The organism is Mucilaginibacter terrenus (assembly GCF_003432065.1).
GTDB classification, from domain to species: Bacteria; Bacteroidota; Bacteroidia; order Sphingobacteriales; family Sphingobacteriaceae; genus Mucilaginibacter; species Mucilaginibacter terrenus.
On sequence record NZ_QWDE01000001.1, the window covers coordinates 476,968 to 495,498 of the forward strand.

General features: G+C 41.2%; 11 protein-coding genes and 1 tRNA gene. 8 read left to right on the plus strand and 4 right to left on the minus strand.

From position 1 onward, the window contains the following. Positions 1–139 precede the first annotated feature (139 nt). Both DYU05_RS01970 and DYU05_RS01975 read left to right on the plus strand, forming a co-directional pair. Positions 140–2,845, plus strand: a complete 2,706-nt coding sequence (locus DYU05_RS01970) for a TonB-dependent receptor plug domain-containing protein (RefSeq protein ID WP_117381305.1) — start codon at positions 140–142, stop codon at positions 2,843–2,845. Between the two features lie 99 nt (positions 2,846–2,944). Then, positions 2,945–3,018, plus strand: a tRNA-Pro gene (locus DYU05_RS01975). Between the two features lie 488 nt (positions 3,019–3,506). Here the strand turns inward: DYU05_RS01975 and DYU05_RS21390 are convergent. Beyond that, positions 3,507–3,632: a hypothetical protein gene (locus DYU05_RS21390; protein WP_262511245.1), complete on the minus strand. Its 126-nt coding sequence runs from the start codon at positions 3,630–3,632 to the stop codon at positions 3,507–3,509. A gap of 231 nt (positions 3,633–3,863) precedes the next feature. On the opposite strand from DYU05_RS21390, the gene DYU05_RS21485 reads away from it, so the two are divergent. Both DYU05_RS21485 and DYU05_RS01985 read left to right on the plus strand, forming a co-directional pair. Further along, positions 3,864–4,100 (plus strand): site-specific integrase, encoded by a 237-nt coding sequence (locus tag DYU05_RS21485; protein WP_205771770.1) that lies wholly within the window; start codon positions 3,864–3,866, stop codon positions 4,098–4,100. A gap of 525 nt (positions 4,101–4,625) precedes the next feature. Then, entirely contained in the window at positions 4,626–5,723 is a 1,098-nt protein-coding gene (locus DYU05_RS01985; RefSeq protein WP_117381306.1) for a S41 family peptidase, read from the plus strand. A 553-nt stretch (positions 5,724–6,276) separates the two neighbouring features. Here the strand turns inward: DYU05_RS01985 and DYU05_RS01990 are convergent. Together DYU05_RS01990 and DYU05_RS01995 are read right to left on the minus strand one after the other, a co-directional pair. Next, complete coding sequence (locus DYU05_RS01990) at positions 6,277–9,945, minus strand: ABC transporter permease (RefSeq protein WP_117381307.1); 3,669 nt, start codon at positions 9,943–9,945, stop codon at positions 6,277–6,279. A gap of 150 nt (positions 9,946–10,095) precedes the next feature. Continuing rightward, a complete protein-coding gene (locus DYU05_RS01995) occupies positions 10,096–11,583 on the minus strand; it encodes a TonB-dependent receptor (protein ID WP_205771771.1) in 1,488 nt (495 codons plus the stop codon). A 197-nt stretch (positions 11,584–11,780) separates the two neighbouring features. Here DYU05_RS01995 and DYU05_RS02000 point away from each other — a divergent pair, with 197 nt between their 5' ends. Together DYU05_RS02000 and DYU05_RS02005 are read left to right on the plus strand one after the other, a co-directional pair. Then, the gene (locus DYU05_RS02000; RefSeq protein WP_117381308.1) at positions 11,781–12,206 is read left to right on the plus strand and encodes a DUF1801 domain-containing protein; all 426 of its coding nucleotides are present in this window, start codon (positions 11,781–11,783) and stop codon (positions 12,204–12,206) included. A gap of 163 nt (positions 12,207–12,369) precedes the next feature. Then, complete coding sequence (locus DYU05_RS02005) at positions 12,370–15,228, plus strand: M16 family metallopeptidase (RefSeq protein ID WP_235853936.1); 2,859 nt, start codon at positions 12,370–12,372, stop codon at positions 15,226–15,228. Between the two features lie 91 nt (positions 15,229–15,319). On the opposite strand, the gene DYU05_RS02010 is transcribed toward DYU05_RS02005, so the two are convergent. After that, positions 15,320–15,592: a UBP-type zinc finger domain-containing protein gene (locus DYU05_RS02010; RefSeq protein WP_117381309.1), complete on the minus strand. Its 273-nt coding sequence runs from the start codon at positions 15,590–15,592 to the stop codon at positions 15,320–15,322. Between the two features lie 159 nt (positions 15,593–15,751). Here DYU05_RS02010 and DYU05_RS02015 point away from each other — a divergent pair, with 159 nt between their 5' ends. Next, entirely contained in the window at positions 15,752–17,008 is a 1,257-nt protein-coding gene (locus DYU05_RS02015) for a putative DNA modification/repair radical SAM protein (RefSeq protein ID WP_117381310.1), read from the plus strand. 2 nt (positions 17,009–17,010) lie between these two features. Next, entirely contained in the window at positions 17,011–17,775 is a 765-nt protein-coding gene (locus tag DYU05_RS02020; protein WP_117381311.1) for a TIGR03915 family putative DNA repair protein, read from the plus strand. Positions 17,776–18,531 lie beyond the last annotated feature (756 nt).

Genomic DNA, 18,531 nt, shown 5'->3' on the forward strand with positions numbered 1-18,531 from the left:
AGGTTTTTAATAGTGACACAAAGATGCGGTAATAAGCCAACAATTTATACCCGCTTTTGCAAAAATGCAGTTACGATAATTTAATTTCAGCAACTAGTTTTAACGATGACGAAATTTTTGGTTAACTTGACACCACGCTATGATAAGAAAGATATCTACTTATTTACTCTCTGCTATCTGTTTTATACTACTTGCTTCCGCTGCGTCGGATGAGGATTGGCTAACCGCATTATTATACAAACTGGATGTTATCAGGACTAGTTATCCTCAGGAAAAGGTGCATTTACATACAGATAAACCTTATTACGCCATCGGCGACGATGTCTGGATAAAAGCGTACGTTGTTAATGCAGAAAACAATGAGCTTTCGGCTTTAAGTAAAGTATTATACATTGACATTGTTGATGATAGTGATTCGATTCGGAAAACAGTTGCTTTACAATTGGCAAATGGCTTAAGTAATGGTGTAATAAACCTGTCTGACTCAACTTTTAATACAGGAAGATATCGTATCAACGCGTACACACGCTGGATGCAGAACTTTGATACTAAGTTTATCTTCTCAAAAAACATCTGGATTGGCAATGCACGTGAACAACTAAATGTTATCGCCGATGCTAGATTAGATTCCATTTCAGATGACGGTTTTCGCGTCAACATCAAGTTTTCCGGATCTGAAAACAAATCGCCATTAGCAGGTAAACCGTTTACCTACTCTTTGGTGAACCAGAATGGAACACTATCGAACGGGAAAGTAATTACCAGCGGTACAGGTGATGCTTTTTTTAATATAAAAGTTAAGAATTGGGAAACAACTAACGGCTTGATATTGCGCACCAGCATTAAGCTGGCAAATGGAAATACCATTACCCAGTCTTTCCCTATCAAAACCTTAAAGGGGAAGTTGGATGTGCAGTTTTTTCCGGAAGGTGGCCGGTTAGTAGCCGGGTTGCGATCAAAAGTTGCTTTTAAAGTACTTTCTTCCGGAGGATTAAGTGCGGAAATAAAAGGGAAGGTTGTTAATAATCATAATAAGATTGTAGCTGAATTTACAACGGCTCACGCCGGAATGGGCGTATTTGCATTGCAACCAGTAGCAGCTGATGCATATACTGCGGTAATAGATGATAGAAGCGGCGGAGTGACCCGTTACCCCTTACCTTCGGTAGATGCACAAGGATACGTGCTTAGCATTAATCATTTAACTGATAGTGTTGGTGTACAGGTTGCATCAAGCAATTTGTTGATAGGCAAAGAGGTAGCCTTAATAGCACAGCAAAATGGGGTAGTTAAGTATGCAACTAAAATCAATCTAAATCAGCCCGTTATTAACGCACATATACCTGAAAGTAAGTTTAGTACCGGCTTGGTGGTATTTACATTGTTATCAACAAATGCTCAGCCACTTGCCGAGCGGTTGATTTTTGTTAATCATCATGATCATCTCAGAATGAAGGTTAACTTCGATAAGCCATTTTATGGTAAACGAGAACAAGTGAATATGGTGGTTTCGGTTGAGGATGCAGCAGGACGTCCTACTGAGTCTAATTTATCTATCGCTGTTACAAATGTGGCAAAGGTTGCTGTTGATAGCACAGAAGCAAGCATATACGCCAGTCTTCTACTTACTTCTGACATTAAGGGATACGTAGAAAACCCTAATTATTACTTTGCTGAAGGGTCTGAGGACAAAACTCGTCATCTTGATAATTTGCTGCTTACACAAGGCTGGCGAAGGTTTAAGTGGACGGATTTAACTGCCTATAATTCAAAGCCGCTAATTTACCAGCCGCAGCAAAGCTTAGATATCACCGGTAAAATGACCACGATAAATGACAAGCCTATAGCTAATGGTAAGGTAACATTGTATGGTAATACCTCCGACGGGATTGTTTTGCTGGATACCACTACTGACGCTGACGGAAAATTCATTTTTGAGAACCTTGACTTTGTAGGGACCTCATCATTAGTGATACGGGCTAAAAATGCGAAGAATACTGATAATGTGAAAATAACTTTAGATAGGCCAGGTAATTTAATAGTCCCGGTGGATTACGACGCTACCTTATTATCAAATAGTGGCTTAGTAAGTTTTTTGCAAAATATCGAAAAAACTCAAAAGACCAGTAGTGTGCTTAGTAATAAGGTAATAGTACTAAACGAGGTAAAGGTTAAAGACCGGTCATATCTGCAAAAAAACTCTGTTGCAGGTTCCAGCAAACTAGGTAATGCGTATGCGGACATAGTTATTAAAAAGGATAGAATTGCAATGTACCCGCAGCTGGTACATGCTTTTTACGGTTTGCCGGGTATACAGGTAAAAGGAAATGGCATATATTCTATAGGAAGAACAATATCGCTTACTAAAGCAGGGGGTAGTCCAATGCTAATAGTTCTTGATGGTGTGCAGGTTGGCTTTGATGTGTTAATGCAAATTTCACCTTATGATGTTGAAGGTATAGAGATACTAAAGCCAGGCGTTGGTGCTGCTATTTATGGTACCGAAGGTTACTGGGGGGTAGTGGTGGTCACTTTAAAAAAGGGAGGGGGTGATTTGCAGCGCATGCAGCAGACCGGACTAGCAAGAATTAAATTACCGGGATATGCTGAAGATAAAGAATTTTATACCCCTTTATATGACAAGCAAAAAGCCGACAACAATTACAATGGCCAACGTTCAACTATATTTTGGCAACCTAATTTAGTAACTAACGCCGCTGGCAACGCCAAGCTTTCGTTTTATACAGCTGATGAACCTGCCACTTACCGGATAGTGGCCGAGGGAATAAACATTAATGGCAAGTTGTTGAGGCAAGAGTTTTATGTTGATGTTAAAGAAAAATAAATTATATTTCTGCTAATCAGCGTGTTTAATGTGACTGGGTGAAAATATGAATAAAAAATTTGCACCTCTAACTAAAAAAGCTACCTTTGCATTCCCTTTCGGGATGTAGCGTAGCCCGGTATCGCGCCACATTTGGGATGTGGAGGCCGCAGGTTCGAATCCTGCCATCCCGACGATACCACATATCAAACGATATGGAAAGCCTGTAAATCAATTATTTACAGGCTTTTTTGTTTTCCTGCCAACGCAAATTATATCAAATCATCGCAAGTTATCCGTCACCTAACTGAACACCTCTTTTCGTTTCATACTTTTGAGATATTCAAAAGTTGTTTAAACAACTGTAATACAATAGGTTAAATGGCAATGAACTTGCGTTTTTTTTCGCTGATTTGAGCCGATCTTTTGATACCATTAGGTATGATTTAACACCAAATAAATGTAAATGGTTTAATTAGATCAATGTTATGAAAGCGATCAACACATTCAGTGTCCACTTCAATCTGCGGACAGAAAAAGGAAGAAGGGAAAGCGCCGGTTTATGCGGCAATTAAAGTTAATGGAGAGAAAGCCATGCTGGCACTCAAGCAGAGCGTTGCTACAAGGTGCTGGGACGTTCGGAAAGGTATGGGGAAAACGACGACCGCTGAAGGCAGGGAGCTTAACTCTTCAACCATTTGGGGCGTGTGCCTTCCGGCGAATCGCCGCCGATTAACGCTTTGAACTGTGCAATCAGCTTCTCGCCGAACGCTTCCAAGTCTTCTCGGGTGATGATTTCTGTTGCCATTTTTATTAATTTTGTAATGAATTTCAAGCTTAAAGGCATTAGATGAGACAAGAGTTAATTTGTCTGAATCTAATATGCGTTGCTCTGATACAAAATTGAGTGAAGGGAATGGAGATTTAATCCGAGGGTATCCGAGTCGGATTTGATTTTATTAAGGATTTAAAGCTGATACCGTAAAGTCATAGGTTATATCAAAAGATAGGCTAGTTTTAATCTCATACAGTACTGATAATGTTCAGTTATCTTCCCGAAGCGCTGAAAGTCTTATCAAAGTATAAAGATCATCCGCGGTGCGAAAACAAAGATATTGTGCTGCCGATGTTAAGCAATCAGAAAATGAACGCCTATTTAAAAGAGATCGCCGACCTTTGTTACGTTCGCAAGCATTTGACCTTCCACCTGGCCAGACATACTTTCGCTACCACGGTCACGCTATCCAATGGTGTTCCTATCGAAACAGTGAGCTAAATGCTTGAGCACACTGGATTGAAGACGACCCAGCATTATGCCAAAATACTCGATGTCGAAGTGAGCCAGGATATGAATTCTCTTAAGGAAAAGCTTAAGAGAATAAGCGCAAATTACAAAAGCAGTCAACTTAAATTTGTAACGCGATAAATGCTAAATTATGAAAGAGATTAAAGAGGATCCAATGCCGCCAGGGAATTGGTCATCAGCCAGATATATTTAAACGCACTTGCAGAACGCTATCAGGTTGAAACGAAAGTATTGAACCAGGCAGTCCAGGGTACATAAAACATCTCCCCGCTGATTTTATGTTTAAACATACGACATAGGGATGGGATGACTTGAAGTTGGCGAGGCAGAAGAAGCTCCCCAAAGTGTACAGAACATGGCATATGATGCTGTCAAGTGTTTAAATAGTGAACAAGCTATACATACGATTCATTGAATTACTTAAATTAGGATTTAGCTATTATTGTGTAACGGAATTTTGCTTTGGTGCGTCATTACTATATACCTGATTTACTCATGAAAATCCTTTTCCTTATCTTGATGTTATTAATTCCATTTGTATCATCAGCCCAACAGTGCGACTGTCTGCAAAATTTTGATTATACGGTCAACCATGTCAGAGAAGATTATGCCGGGTATAAGGATAAAATCAAAGCGAGAAATAGAAAGGGGTTTGATAACTTCACAAGTTTACTGAGAAAGAAAGCAATGACCGCAGATCGTGTGGACTCATGCTATATTATTTTGAGGACATGGACGAATTATTTCCGGGACAACCACCTCCGTGTTCAATTGGATTGGCGTTATAGGCAGAAATACCCGGAATCAGTAAAATTATTGAATAAACGTTTTGCAAAACCAAAGAACATTAATGTGTCAACTGAAAAATTAGAGGCATTGACTAATATCCGGATACTTGATGAAAAGACAGTTCTATTAAGGCTTCCGTCCTTCGAGTGGGGCGAAAAGAAGATGATTGATAGCTTACTGAAAGCATATGATCAGCAATTAAAGAGAACACCAAACTGGATCATAGATCTTAGAGGGAACGTCGGTGGCACTGATTATGCCTTTAGTGGATTAATGCCATTCATCTACACTGACCCAATACACATAAAACCTGATGAGTTTCTTTCTTCAATAGACAATATCCAAATTCTGGCTGAAAATCTCAAAGATAGTGACCTTTCACAGGCAGGCAAGGACTTCATAACCAACTTGATTGGATTAATGAAGCAACATCCGAACCAATTTGTCAATCCTTCAGGGAAGGATAACTTCGATATCAGATTAGATACGGTTTATCAATATCCGGCCAATGTAGCCATTCTGATCGATAGAAACACGGCTAGTTCCGCAGAATCTTTTTTATTGAGTGCTGTGCAGAGCAAGAAAGTAAAAATATATGGGGAAAATTCAGCCGGAACCTTGGATTATAATAACACGCAATTTTTTGATATACCGTGCAAGGACTTTAATCTAGTTATTCCTATCGGACGTTCTAAACGACTGCCTAAAAATCCAATCGATAACATCGGCGTTAGACCAAACATTCGAATAGATGAAGCACATCCTGATAAGATCAGTTTCATAAAGGGGCTATTGGATAAATAGACGTTTAATTTAGAAATTGCTATTTAGGTGAGCGAACGCTGCGAAAAGCAGGATTGTTAATAGCAAGGCCAACAATTAAAAGTAAACAGCAAGGCATAACGGCCTGAGAAACCCAACCGCCTGCCCGCTGCTAACATCTTTTTAATCAATAATAAGTTCAAACTTCAAGAAGGCTTCCCGCTTCCCAGAAATAAAAAGGGATTTTGTATTTCGTTAAAGCTTAGTTGGTAAGGGCTATTTGACCAATAATCTTTTCACATTTAGTCATAAAGAAACGCTTATCGAATGAGTCGAGGCTCTTGTTTTATTTCAGCTGAATTTGTATCTTTAATCCTGAAAACAGGGAGTTACCTAAGTGAACACCTGCTTTGATTAGTTTTGATTAATACGTTGATAATTAATAATTTACAAGCATTGGTTATCGTCCTGCCATCCCGACAACAGTCTTTTTGCTTTATAAGATTTTCTTTTTTTATTTTTAGTATAAATGCGCGTAGACCGGCTTACGACTGTCGTACTTTTAAAATAATGGGTGCTTTTACACGCGGAGTGATCAGTCGTCTCGTAAGCTTTTGATAGGGTTTGCAGTTGCTGCGTTAATTGCCTGAAAACTTATGGTAGCAAGTGCAATAACTAACGCAGTTATTCCGCCTACCGCAAACAACCACCAGCTTATATCAATACGGTAAACGTAATTATGCAGCCATTGGTTCATGTAATACCACGCAATTGGTGCTGCAACCATAAATGCAATACTTATAAGTGTAATAAATTCTTTTGAAAATAAATAAACAATGCTGCCGGCTGTAGCTCCAAGTACTTTCCTGATACCAACTTCTTTAACTCGCTGTACAGCCATGAAGGAGGCCAATCCGTACAACCCCAGGCAACTTAGGAATATGGCTATTGCAGCAAAAAGCTTGTATAAAGCTGCCAATTGACTCTCCTGTTTATAAAAGCTTGCTATCTTTTCGTCTAAAAACTTATACTCATACACAAAGTCAGGAAAGGATTCATCAAATACTTTCTTTATACCCAGTATTGTAGCAGGCATATTTGTTGTTGAAAGCTTTATTCCTGCCTGGTTGTACATGGTATTGTTTGTGGATATGAGCAATGGTGCAAGACCATGACGAAACGACCGGTTATTAAAATCTTTAACTACACCAACTACAACACACTTAATTTGGTCGCTCCAAATACTTATTTCTTTATTAAGTATGTCATTGGCGTTTTTAAGGCCCAAGTTTTTTACTAATGATTCATTTACCAAAAACTCTCTTGTAAGATTAGACGGCCGAAGGTTCCTGCCTGCAATGATTTGTAATTTGTAAGCAGAAACGTAATCGTCGTCGGCAAATTTGGTTATCACCTTAAAGTCTGTTTCTTTGATGGAATGATTAAACCGGATTGTGTTCCATGTGTCACCTCCATTCTCAACCGGAGCATTAGAACTGTAGCTTACTGTTTTTACACCATTTAATTCCAATAATTGATTCTTTAAATAATCAAGCCTGCTAATGCGAAGGCTGTCTACCCGGAAAGGAATATTTATAATTGCTTCTTTATCAAACCCAAGAGGCTGATTCATGAAATAATGCATCTGCTTTACAATGATAAAGGTGGCGATGATAAGTACCTGTGCAACTATAAACTGAAAAGCAACTAAACCTCTTCTAAAAGTAATTCCATTGTTAAATGATATTTTACGTTTTAAAGCATTAATGGGATTGAACCTGGACAAGACAATTGCGGGATAAAACCCCGCAAGAGCCGTAACAACTATGGTCACAAATAAAAGGAACAGGGGCAACTGTGGATCGCTAAATAGGCTTAGTGAAAGGGATAGCTCTAATAAGTGGCTGAGATAAGGTAGTGCAATCAGGGTTATTACGATCGCTAAAATCACCGCGCAAATAACTATTAAAAATGTTTCGGTTAAAAATTGTATTTGCAACTGGACTTTACTACTTCCTAAAACCTTTCGTACACCCACTTCCTTGGCACGATTTACCGCTTGCGCCGTTGATAGGTTGATAAAGTTAACGCAGGCAATTGCCAGGATAAAAGCAGCAATTAACCACAACACATTCAAAAGATTATTACTAACTGTTTTATTACTGTAATTACCTGCTTCTGCGTCATAATGCACCAAATTTAAAGGTTGTAAAATATGACTATCTCTATTAGCCGGCGACTTAACCCTTTTAGAAAAAGTGCCTAGTTCCCTGTTAAAATCATTAATTGTTGCATTACGCGGGAGTAAGACATAGCAACCAAAATTTGATACGGTTGTATTCCAATCGGTAGACTGAGCCAGGTAATTTCCGGTAAATCCTGTTCCGTAAGAAACCACAATTTTCAACTGTAAGTCTGTGTTTGCTGGTATAGAAGATAAAATACCCGATACTTTTAGCACATCTGTACCGTGTTCAAACATAAACCCTCCTGCTTGCAGCTTAATTGTTTTACCAATTGCTGTTCTCCAGTTGCCAAAGTATTTTTCGGCTATCTCTTTCGTAAGTAATACATTGTTAGGGTCTTTAAGTGAGGTGTATGTGCCTGCTAACAGCGGAAAGTCAAACACCTTGAAAAATTCGGGAGTGGTGTAAAATACTCCTTGCTGTTCGTTAAATAACTTTTGGCTACTTGCGTCGTTATTCCCAACCATTAGCTCATCATTCTGGCTCGCAAAAACCGGAACAATCTGTTCTGCCTGTGGAAAAGCAGTTTTCAGTGCTGCCGGCAGCGGAAAGGGGACATCTTTGCCATAGGTAACAGTTGAAGATTCTGTGTGATGGTATTCTGTCAACACTCTATAAATCCTGTCTTTATGTGTGTGAAAGCCGTCAAAGCTTTTTTGATATTGTATAACCGTGAATATGATTGTACAAACAGCAATGCCGACGGCCAGCCCTGTTATATTAATGGCGGTATAACTCTTATTGCGGGTTAGATTACGCCACGCGATTTTTAAATAATTTTTGTACATATAGCTGCGGTTTAATTTCTTCTGAGACCAACTTGGGGTTGTTTCAGGGGTTGAAATTATAGACCCAAACTGTGAATTACTGCCCATGTTATAAGATGGGAGTTCTTTTTTTAGGCTGTTTTTAAAGTCGAGCGGGCTTTTTCCTGTTGCTTGCTTAAAAATACGATTAAAGGTGCTTTGAGAACTGAACCCCGACTCATATGCAATACCCAGGAGTGTTATATGGCTATGAACGGGGCTCTGCATTTTTTTTATCACATCGCTAACGCGATAATCGTTAACAAAATCGTTGAAACTTTTCTTAAAAACCGTGTTAATAACTCGGGATAGGTCATGTGTGCTGAGCCCAACTTTGCCAGCAAGTGTATTAAGGTTCAGGTCCGGGTCTTGATAATATAGGCTTGTTTTCATTGCTTTCTTCAGCTGTAAGCCTTTTTGCTTAAGGTCTAACGGAAGCAATGGCTTTGATCCTGGAGCTGCCTTGGTGTGAATGGCGCTTTGCTGCTTTAAAAATGCGGATACAGCCATCCATATCATTGTAATCCCCAACGTAACACATAGAGAATTGTAAACGTACACTAGTGATTTATAGGGGTGATAGAAATGGTACGCTGTTAAAAGAAGTATATACAATAGCCATTGCAGTGCAAATGCGATTAACAAGCGTTGCAGCCATTTAAATTCATATAGTTGGCGGTCGTTTGCAGCATTAAAGCCAAGATTTTGATAGAATAGCCTGATTTTTATCAATGAGCGGTAAACATAGGCTATTATTAACGCAGCGGTAATTAGTTGTATAGACGGGTTTAGTTGCTTGAATACTAAAGTGTTGTAGATAGCTGCACCAGTAATTAAGCTCTCCCTTATCTGCATTGCTAGGAATAATAATTGTAGCAGCAGAGGAATAAGACATAGGATGTCTTTTTGGCGTAGCTGACAACTTGGTTGGGTTAGTTTAAGTACGTAGAAGTAAACTGACGGACCCAGTGCAGGTAATAATTGTAGTGGAATCCAATTCCAATGTGGAAGGTAAGTCTCTAAACGGAGATCATCGCCTAAAATACCGGCTATCCAACCTATAATGGTAAGTAATGCAAATGCAAGAAAGCGGTTTGCAGTAGTATTTGCATTTTTAATAAACCACAGCAGCAGGAAGAAAATGAATCCGGTAAATACCGTGGCTAAGTAAACAAGGCCAAATAGGTTTATATGGAAAGTATATGTATTCAAGTTGGTTTTTCTTCAATCCAGGTTACTAACAGTCAACTACTAATGTAGCAGAAAATAAGTAGAATGGCTATGAATTGAACAGCAATCTTGAGTTCGTAAAGCTATTAATACACCTGTACAGGAGTTCTTCTAAAGAGAAAGCTTTTAACCTTAGACTACAGTAGCAACATTATCCTGTTGTGCGGCTGCTTCGTTATTATCTTTCAAAGTCGCAGGACGATTGTAACCAAATAACAATCTTTCCTTTATAACAGCAGCAACTTCGGTAGGTACCAGTTCTTCCCACCCTTCAGCACCTTGTTTTATTAACTGTAGTACCTTATCGGTTTCTACACTAAGATTGCTTTCGTTATAATGCCTGATGTCTTCTATTTTGTTATTAGCGATCAGGTATCTGTATAGGTCTATAAGGTGTGGCGGCGGGTAAAACCTGAGGCAGTTCCATATAATGCCATCGCGCAGGGTAGGGTAGATAAAAAGCTTAACCTTGCGGCTAAACAAAGTGGCAAACGATTCCAGAATACCACCCGGCAGATCTTGGTAATGTACTTCCGAGAATATGTATTCCAGGTTAGGATAGCCTAACACCACACCCATCTTAAGCTTGGTGATCTTAGAAAGATAGGCTACTAATTTATAGTACTCGTGGAAATTGGAGATCAATACTGTTTGACCTAATGAACAAAGTATATCAACGCGATCAAGGAAGTCCTTTTCATCTATTTCCGCAAGCGGATCAGCGTCGCGCTCCTTCAAGGCTTGCAACGTAAGCTCGCTGATTACCACCACGTTCGAACTATCAACATCAGCCTCCTGCATAAATTGCTTCACGCCGGTATTCAGCATGTCCAGATGAACGTTGATGAGCGGCCTGAACCTGCCGCGTACCACTACAATATGCTTTTTGTATAATACTTCTGATGGTTGCTGGTTTTTACCGTCCGGGCCAAAAACGGCTGCGTCAGTAAAGCCGTATTTAACCAGGTGAAGGCTCACTAAACGGTTATCTACGTGGGTAAAGTCCGGTCCTTCAAAGCGGATCATGTCTATTTGTATCCGGTCGCGTGACAGATCGTCCATCAACGAGAGCAGGAACACAGGTGGATTATCATTATAGTGGAAGCACGCATAGATCAGGTTTACGCCCAATATACCCACTGCCTGCTGCTGTAGTATATTGTCATTATCCAGCATCTTTACATGCAGCACAACATCGTTGAACGGACCGTTAGGCTTTAGCTGAAAACGTACGCCCATCCAGCCGTGGCCTTCGTTGGTTTTATGGTAATTAAGTGCCGAAGCAGTATCCGAGAAAGCGAAAAATGTAGTGTTATCTCCGCGTTGCGTAGCAAGGCGCTCAATTAACAGATCATATTCGCGCTCCAGCATGGCCATGAGCCGGTTTTCACTTACGTAACGCCGACCCGGCTGTGCACCATAGATTGCATCTGAAAAGACCATATCATAAGCCGACATGGTTTTAGCAATAGTACCTGATGATGCGCCGGCTTTAAAAAAGTTTGCTGCCACGTCCTGACCTGCGCCGATCTCTGCAAAGGAGCCGTAGATACTTGGGTCGAGGTTAATGGCCAGGGCCTTTTGCTTGGTTCCAATATCTTTATTGTGAATGGCTGCCATAATAGCTGTTTAAGTATTGCCTGAATAAATGAACGGGGCTTCCGTTAAAACGCGTAACAGAAGAGAATTTGTACCCGCGTTTTAAAAATATACACGAAATTACGAGTTTATCGCAAAATTTACATCATAATTGTATCACAACTGAACACAGATGATCAATTGAAATCTCCTGTAATTGCTTTAAACCGACCTTATTCATGACAGCAAAAAAAATAAAAGAAAAATTCGCAGATACTGCGGAAGTAGATATTTATATGCAAAAGCTTGATCATCCTTTGAAAGATGTTCTGCAAGCGCTGCGCCAAGTTATCTTGGAGAGTAGTAACGAAATTGGCGAACACATCAAATGGAATTCACCAAGTTTTCTGTTTACAGGTGAAATGTCTCCGTTTGATCCGAAAGAATACAAAAGGTACATCATTGTTTCTAATATGTTGCAAAAGGAATGCGTACGATTGGTTTTCCTTTCTGGTGCAAAATTAAATGACCCCGGACAACTATTAACCGGGAATTACACTGATGGACGGCGTATTGCAATGTTTCATAATCTTGCGGAAGTGAGCGCTAAGAAACAGCAACTGCAACAATTGATCGCACAATGGCTGGAGGTACTAGAGCGTTAGTATTTACTTGCTAACCTATGTTTTAGATATAGTCGTCACAAAGCTGTTACACATAAGTATTCACAGTTAAATAAATTTGTGCTCAGGCAATTTTTCTCAATATTAGCATCTGTAATGCACTAAGTATTTAGTTGCACAAAAAGCACTCAATTAACTGACTTATATGATTAAATCTTTGAAAATAGCGCTGCTTACCCCTACAGTAGCAATTATGGCGCTATCTGCAACCGCGCAAACCGCCGGCCAGCCAAAGCTGGTAGAGAAGGTGGTAAAAAAGGGAACCGAACTGGTGATCCCTTTTGAAAAATATGTTTTACCTAATGGGCTAACAGTTATACTTGCCGAAGATCATTCCGATCCGCTGGTGCATGTAGACGTAACTTACCACGTAGGTTCCGCACGCGAAGAAATTGGTAAGTCGGGTTTCGCGCACTTTTTTGAACACATGATGTTCCAGGGTAGCGATCACGTTGCTAACGGCGATCACTTCAAGATCATCACAGAAGCGGGCGGTACGCTTAATGGTTCAACCAACCGCGACCGTACAAACTATTACGAAACTGTTCCGGCTAACCAGTTGGAGAAAATGCTGTGGCTGGAATCTGACCGCATGGGTTTCCTGCTTGATGCTGTTACTCAGCAAAAATTTGAGGTACAGCGCGCAACAGTAAAGAACGAGCGTGGCCAGAACTATGATAACCGCCCGTACGGTTTAGCCAGCGAATACACCTCTAAAAATCTTTATCCTTATGGTCACCCATATTCATGGTTAACCATCGGGTACATCGAAGAACTGAATAAAGTTGGTGTAAACGACCTGAAAAATTTCTTCCTGCGCTGGTACGGGCCTAACAATGCTACTATTACAATTGGCGGCGATCTTAACCCAAAGCAAACACTTGCATGGGTAACTAAGTATTTCGGCAGCATCCCGCGTGGTCCTGTAGTGAAGAGCGCTTCTTTCCCTGCACCGGTACTTACAGCAGACCGTTATGTGTCTTACACCGACAACTATGCCAAGCTGCCGTTACTGTCCATTACTTATCCCGGTGTAAAGATTTACGACAAGGACATGTCGCCTCTTGATGCATTATCTGAGATAATAGGGCAGGGCCGTAATTCCATATTCTATAAGAACTTTGTTAAGACCCGCAAAGCGGCACAAGCCTCAATGAGCTCGTCTAACACAGAGCTTGCAGGCGAGATCACGCTGCGTGTAGTACCATTCCCGGGACAAACCTTGGCTGACAGCAAGAAGCTGATCGAAGAGTCTTTTGCTGAGTTTGAGAAAACAGGTGTTTCTGATGAAGCGCTTGTCCGTTTCAAAGCAAGTGCAGAGGCCAACTACATCAATGGTTTGGCAAGTGTAAGCGGAAAAGTATCTGAGCTGGCACAAGCCCAATATCTTACCGGTGAGCCTAACCAGATAGGTCGCGAATTAGCGGATATCCGTGCGGTGACCAAAGAAGATGTAATGCGGGTATACAACAAGTATATTAAAGGAAAGCCTGCCGTTATCCTCAGCGTTCTGCCAAAAGGCGGTACTGTACAGGCAGTTGCTCCGGATAACTACACCGTAAACACCGCTGGGTACAAGGCACCTGATTATGGCTACAATGGCTTAACTTACAAAAAGGCTACTGATAATTTCGATCGTGCTGCAAAGCCTGGCGTAGGGCCAAACCCGGCTATAAAGGTACCGGCTATATGGACAGCCAAAACGCCAAACGGTATAGATATCATAGGTACGCAAAATAGCGAAATACCATCTGTATCTATGAACATCTCTATTAAAGGTGGCGGATTGTATGCAGTTCAAAATCCTTCTAAGGCTGGCGTTGCAGGTATTGTGGCCCGTATGATGAACGAGGATACCAAAAACTACACTGCGGAACAGTTTACATCAGAACTTGACAAGTTGGGCAGCAACATCAGTGTGTTTGCCGGTAATGAAGAAATAGCCATCGTCGTATCATCACTTACCAAAAACCTGGCTAAAACAATGACGCTTTTACAGGAGCGCCTGCTGAACCCTAAGTTTACCCAGGACGCACTAGACCGCATCAAGAAACAAACGCTGGAAGGCTTTAAGCAAGCTAAAACGCAGCCTGCTGGTGTAGCCTCTACTGTTTACAGCAAAATACTATACGGTACTGATAACGTGCGTACTTATGCAACAGGCGGAAACGAAGAAACCGTTGCCGGTATAACATTGCAGGATGTACAGGATTATTACGACAAGTACTTCACTCCATCTCAAACTAAGATTGTGGTGGTAGGTGATGTAAATCAGGGTACCGCCCGCGGCAACCTTGCTTTCCTGAATAACTGGGCTGACAAGAAAGTAACTTTACCAACACCTGCTGAAGGCAAAACTTTTGATAAAACAACCCTTTACATTGTTGATATCCCGGGTGCTGCACAATCAGAGATCCGCATTGGTTACCTTGATAAGTTGAATTACGATGCTACTGGTGATTACTATAAATTAGGTATTGCCAACTACATTCTTGGCGGAGCGTTCAACAGCCATATCAACCTTAATTTAAGGGAAAAACGCGGCTGGACCTATGGTGCACGTTCCGGCTTTAGCTCAGGTAAATATGGCGGCGATTTCACCGCTTCTGCAGGTGTACTTGCTACCGCTACAGACAGCTCCGTAGTGGAGTTTATAAAAGAGATCCGCAACTACCAGGCAAGCGGCATTACTGCCGACGAGTTAAAGTTCACTCAAACTTCAATTGGCCAGTCTGACGCGCGCCGTTATGAAACTAACGGACAAAAGGCAGCATTCCTGCAACGTATACAGGATTATGATCTTAAGCCTACCTACGTAGACGAGCAGAGCAAAATATTATCGACCATTACGCCGGCCGAAATAAACCGATTGGCAGCTAAATACCTGAACACCGATAACATGGTGATTTTGGTAGTTGGCGATAAAGCAAGAATATTACCCGGATTGCAAAAACTGGGTTACCCAATTGTTGAGCTTGATGCCGATGGCAAGCCTAAGCAGTAAAACTTAACCCTATGAAAACGCAAGCCGCCTTCAAGTAATTCGAAGGCGGCTTTTTTGTTAAATATCAGGCAACAAATAAGTACGTAGCACTCTAGTACTCTGTAAACTCCTCATCAGGATAGCACCAAAGCCAGCGCTCGCCGGGCTGTGCTGATGCAATTACAGGATGCCCGTCGGCGTGGTAGTGCTTGGTCATGTGTTGTTGTGGCGATTGGTCGCAGCACAACGTTTGTCCGCAGGTTTGGCAGGTACGCAGGTGAAACCACGTGGTGCCGTGTTTTATGCACTCTTCGCAAACGGGTTCATCGCCAATTTTTACTTTGTTAATAGCCTGCAAATGCTGGCAAAGTTCGGGGTTGTTCATAAGGGTAAAATATAGTCCTAATATAATCAAAGGGCGTAATACAACAGGCGTCTATCAAGAAAACTTCATGTATACTCTTCTTAGTATTCTTATAAGTGATTAAGTAAATACGAGTAAACAGAAATTAATTACTAAAAATATTAGTAATTTTGATTTGATATGAATATGGATAGAATTACCCGGAAGCTGGGCATTTTAGCTGATGCTGCTAAATACGATGTATCGTGTGCCAGCAGCGGGAGTAAGCGGCAAAATAAAGATAAAGGCTTGGGCAATGCCAGTAACGGCATATGTCACTCTTATACCGAGGATGGCCGTTGTGTGTCGCTGCTGAAAATATTGCTGACCAACCATTGTATTTTCGATTGTGCTTATTGCGTATCGCGCAAGAGTAATGATATAGAACGCGCCGCTTTTACCGTGCAGGAAGTGGTAGACCTCACCATAAATTTTTACCGGAGAAACTATATAGAAGGTTTGTTCCTGAGTTCGGGAATATTCAAAAATGCTGATTTTACTATGGAACGCCTGGTTCGTGTGGCAAAGAAACTCCGTACCGAACATAACTTCAATGGCTATATACACCTTAAATCAATTCCCGGCGCCAGCGATGAGTTAATGCAGGAGGCCGGTTTATACGCCGACAGATTAAGCGTAAACCTGGAGATGCCTACTGTAGCCGGGCTAAAACTACTTGCACCGGATAAGGACCAAAAGGACATGATAAAGCCTATGGCTTATCTTAAACATGCTATTATACAGAACAAGGATGAAAAAAAGCTATTTAAAAAAGCACCCATGTTTGCGCCCGCAGGCCAAAGTACGCAGATGATTATTGGTGCAACTCCCGAGAATGACAGCGAGGTGCTAAGATCTGCCAATTACTTTTACAGGAATTTTAACCTCAAAAGGGTTTATTACTCCGGCTATGTACCGGTTTTGGCAGATAATCGCTTGCCTGCGCTAAATACGTCGGTGCCGATGGTGCGGGAAAATCGTTTATACCAGGCGGACTGGCTAATGCGCTTTTACGGCTTCCGGGTAGATGAAATTGTTGATAATACTTCGCCCCACCTTGATCTGGAGATAGACCCTAAACTGAGCTGGGCCATCCGCAACATGCAGGCTTTCCCAATAGACGTAAACAAGGCCGACCTTCAGTTAATACTCCGGGTACCTGGTATAGGGCTGTTGTCTGCTCAAAAAATTGTAAGCGCGCGTAAGTTTGGTAAGTTAAATTGGGAGCAGCTGAGCAAGATAGGGGTGAGCGTAAACAGAGCCAAATACTTTATTACCTGTAACAGCAGCCAATTTGAGCGGCGCGACCTCACCGGAAACAACATCAGGCAGTTTATTTTGGCCTCATCGCAAAGCAAGTATCTTAAAAATAACCAGTCGCAGCTTAGCTTATTTTAACCATGCCTTTAACCAATTTAGTTTACGACGGAACGTTTGAAGGTTTGCTCACCGCAGTGTTTGAAGTTTACGAACATAAGTTAGATAAGGTGAAGCTGCAAAAAGGGCCCCTTGAAGCCGGCGCTTTGTTTGAGGAGGTTAAAGAGGTAATTACAGACCAGGCAAGGGCGCAAAGGGTATTAAAAGGGCTTAAACAACGCCTGTCGTCTATTGGTGTGCAGCGGCTTTACGCAGCGCATTTGGCCGATATGGAGGGAGAGGACACTACATTATTAGGGTTTATACGATATGCCTTCGATACAAAGGATAATATTGAGGAAGATTACGGAAATCGGTATGTGATGCGCGTGTCAGGACTGGTACGAATGATAAGGCGCGAAAAGCACAGGATGGAAGCTTTTGTTCGTTTTCAGAAGTTGCAGGACGGGACGTTCTACAGTGCCATCGAGCCGGATTTTAATGTGCTGCCGCTGCTCATCAGGCATTTTAAAAGCCGCTACGCCGATCAGAAATGGATGATTTACGACCTTAAGCGCCGTTATGGAATCTATTATGATCTGCACGATACCGAATTTATAACCATGGATTTTTCGGAGGCAAATTATCCGGCCAATGTTTCAGCAGCGTTCACAGAAGATGAGACCTTATATCAGGACCTTTGGAAAACGTATTTTACTAATGTAAACATCAAATCACGCAAAAATACTAAGCTTCACCTGCGTCATATTCCCAAAAGGTATTGGAAACATTTGACAGAAAAAATCTGAATTGTGGGTTTTTACGCGTTTTCTTTAAAATATATTTTTTCTTTTTTCTTGACTTCTATTATATTCTGTGAATAAGTTTGTTGCAGCTTATTTGTGGATTACGCAGCTAGTGTGTTGATCCTCAGTATTAACTAAATGTTAAGATGTGGATGTAAGGTGTGGAAAACCTGTTAACAACAAAATTAATTTTTTTTCAAAAAAGACTTGACACGTATAGGGTAAAGTCCCGATATTGCAAATATCAAGAACGACGTACTTTGACAGCCTTACAGGATTACAGAAACTGAATCGGGTGAACCTCCGGGGGAACTAAAGATCAGGGAAGTGCCTGAGCCAATTAAAGGGAATGGGATACGAAAGTAAATTATCCCTTAAAATGGTTAAAAAGGTATTATAGATGTTGCAAAACTTTACGGAGAACGGCATCGGAAATAATGACCTTGAAGCAATCAGCGTTTGCAATCAATGATAACTCGGCGTTTCTTAGAAACATACGGTACATCAGCGTTGCACAAGTAACGACAGAGTCGACTTCCCCTCGGAAGATGGCATGATCGGTATTCGCACAGAGACAGTAGCTCACCGGCGTCCGCAAGGAGATTGGTGCAGTTAAAGTAGCTTGTGATACAGATGCAGTCAACTTCGCAAGGAGACAGATTTAGTCCGCACAATGTGTCAGCATTTGAGTCATCAGTATTTTCAAGAGAGTAGGGTTAGCCAGTGTTGCAGGTAACAATGATGAGATCGGGTCGGTTA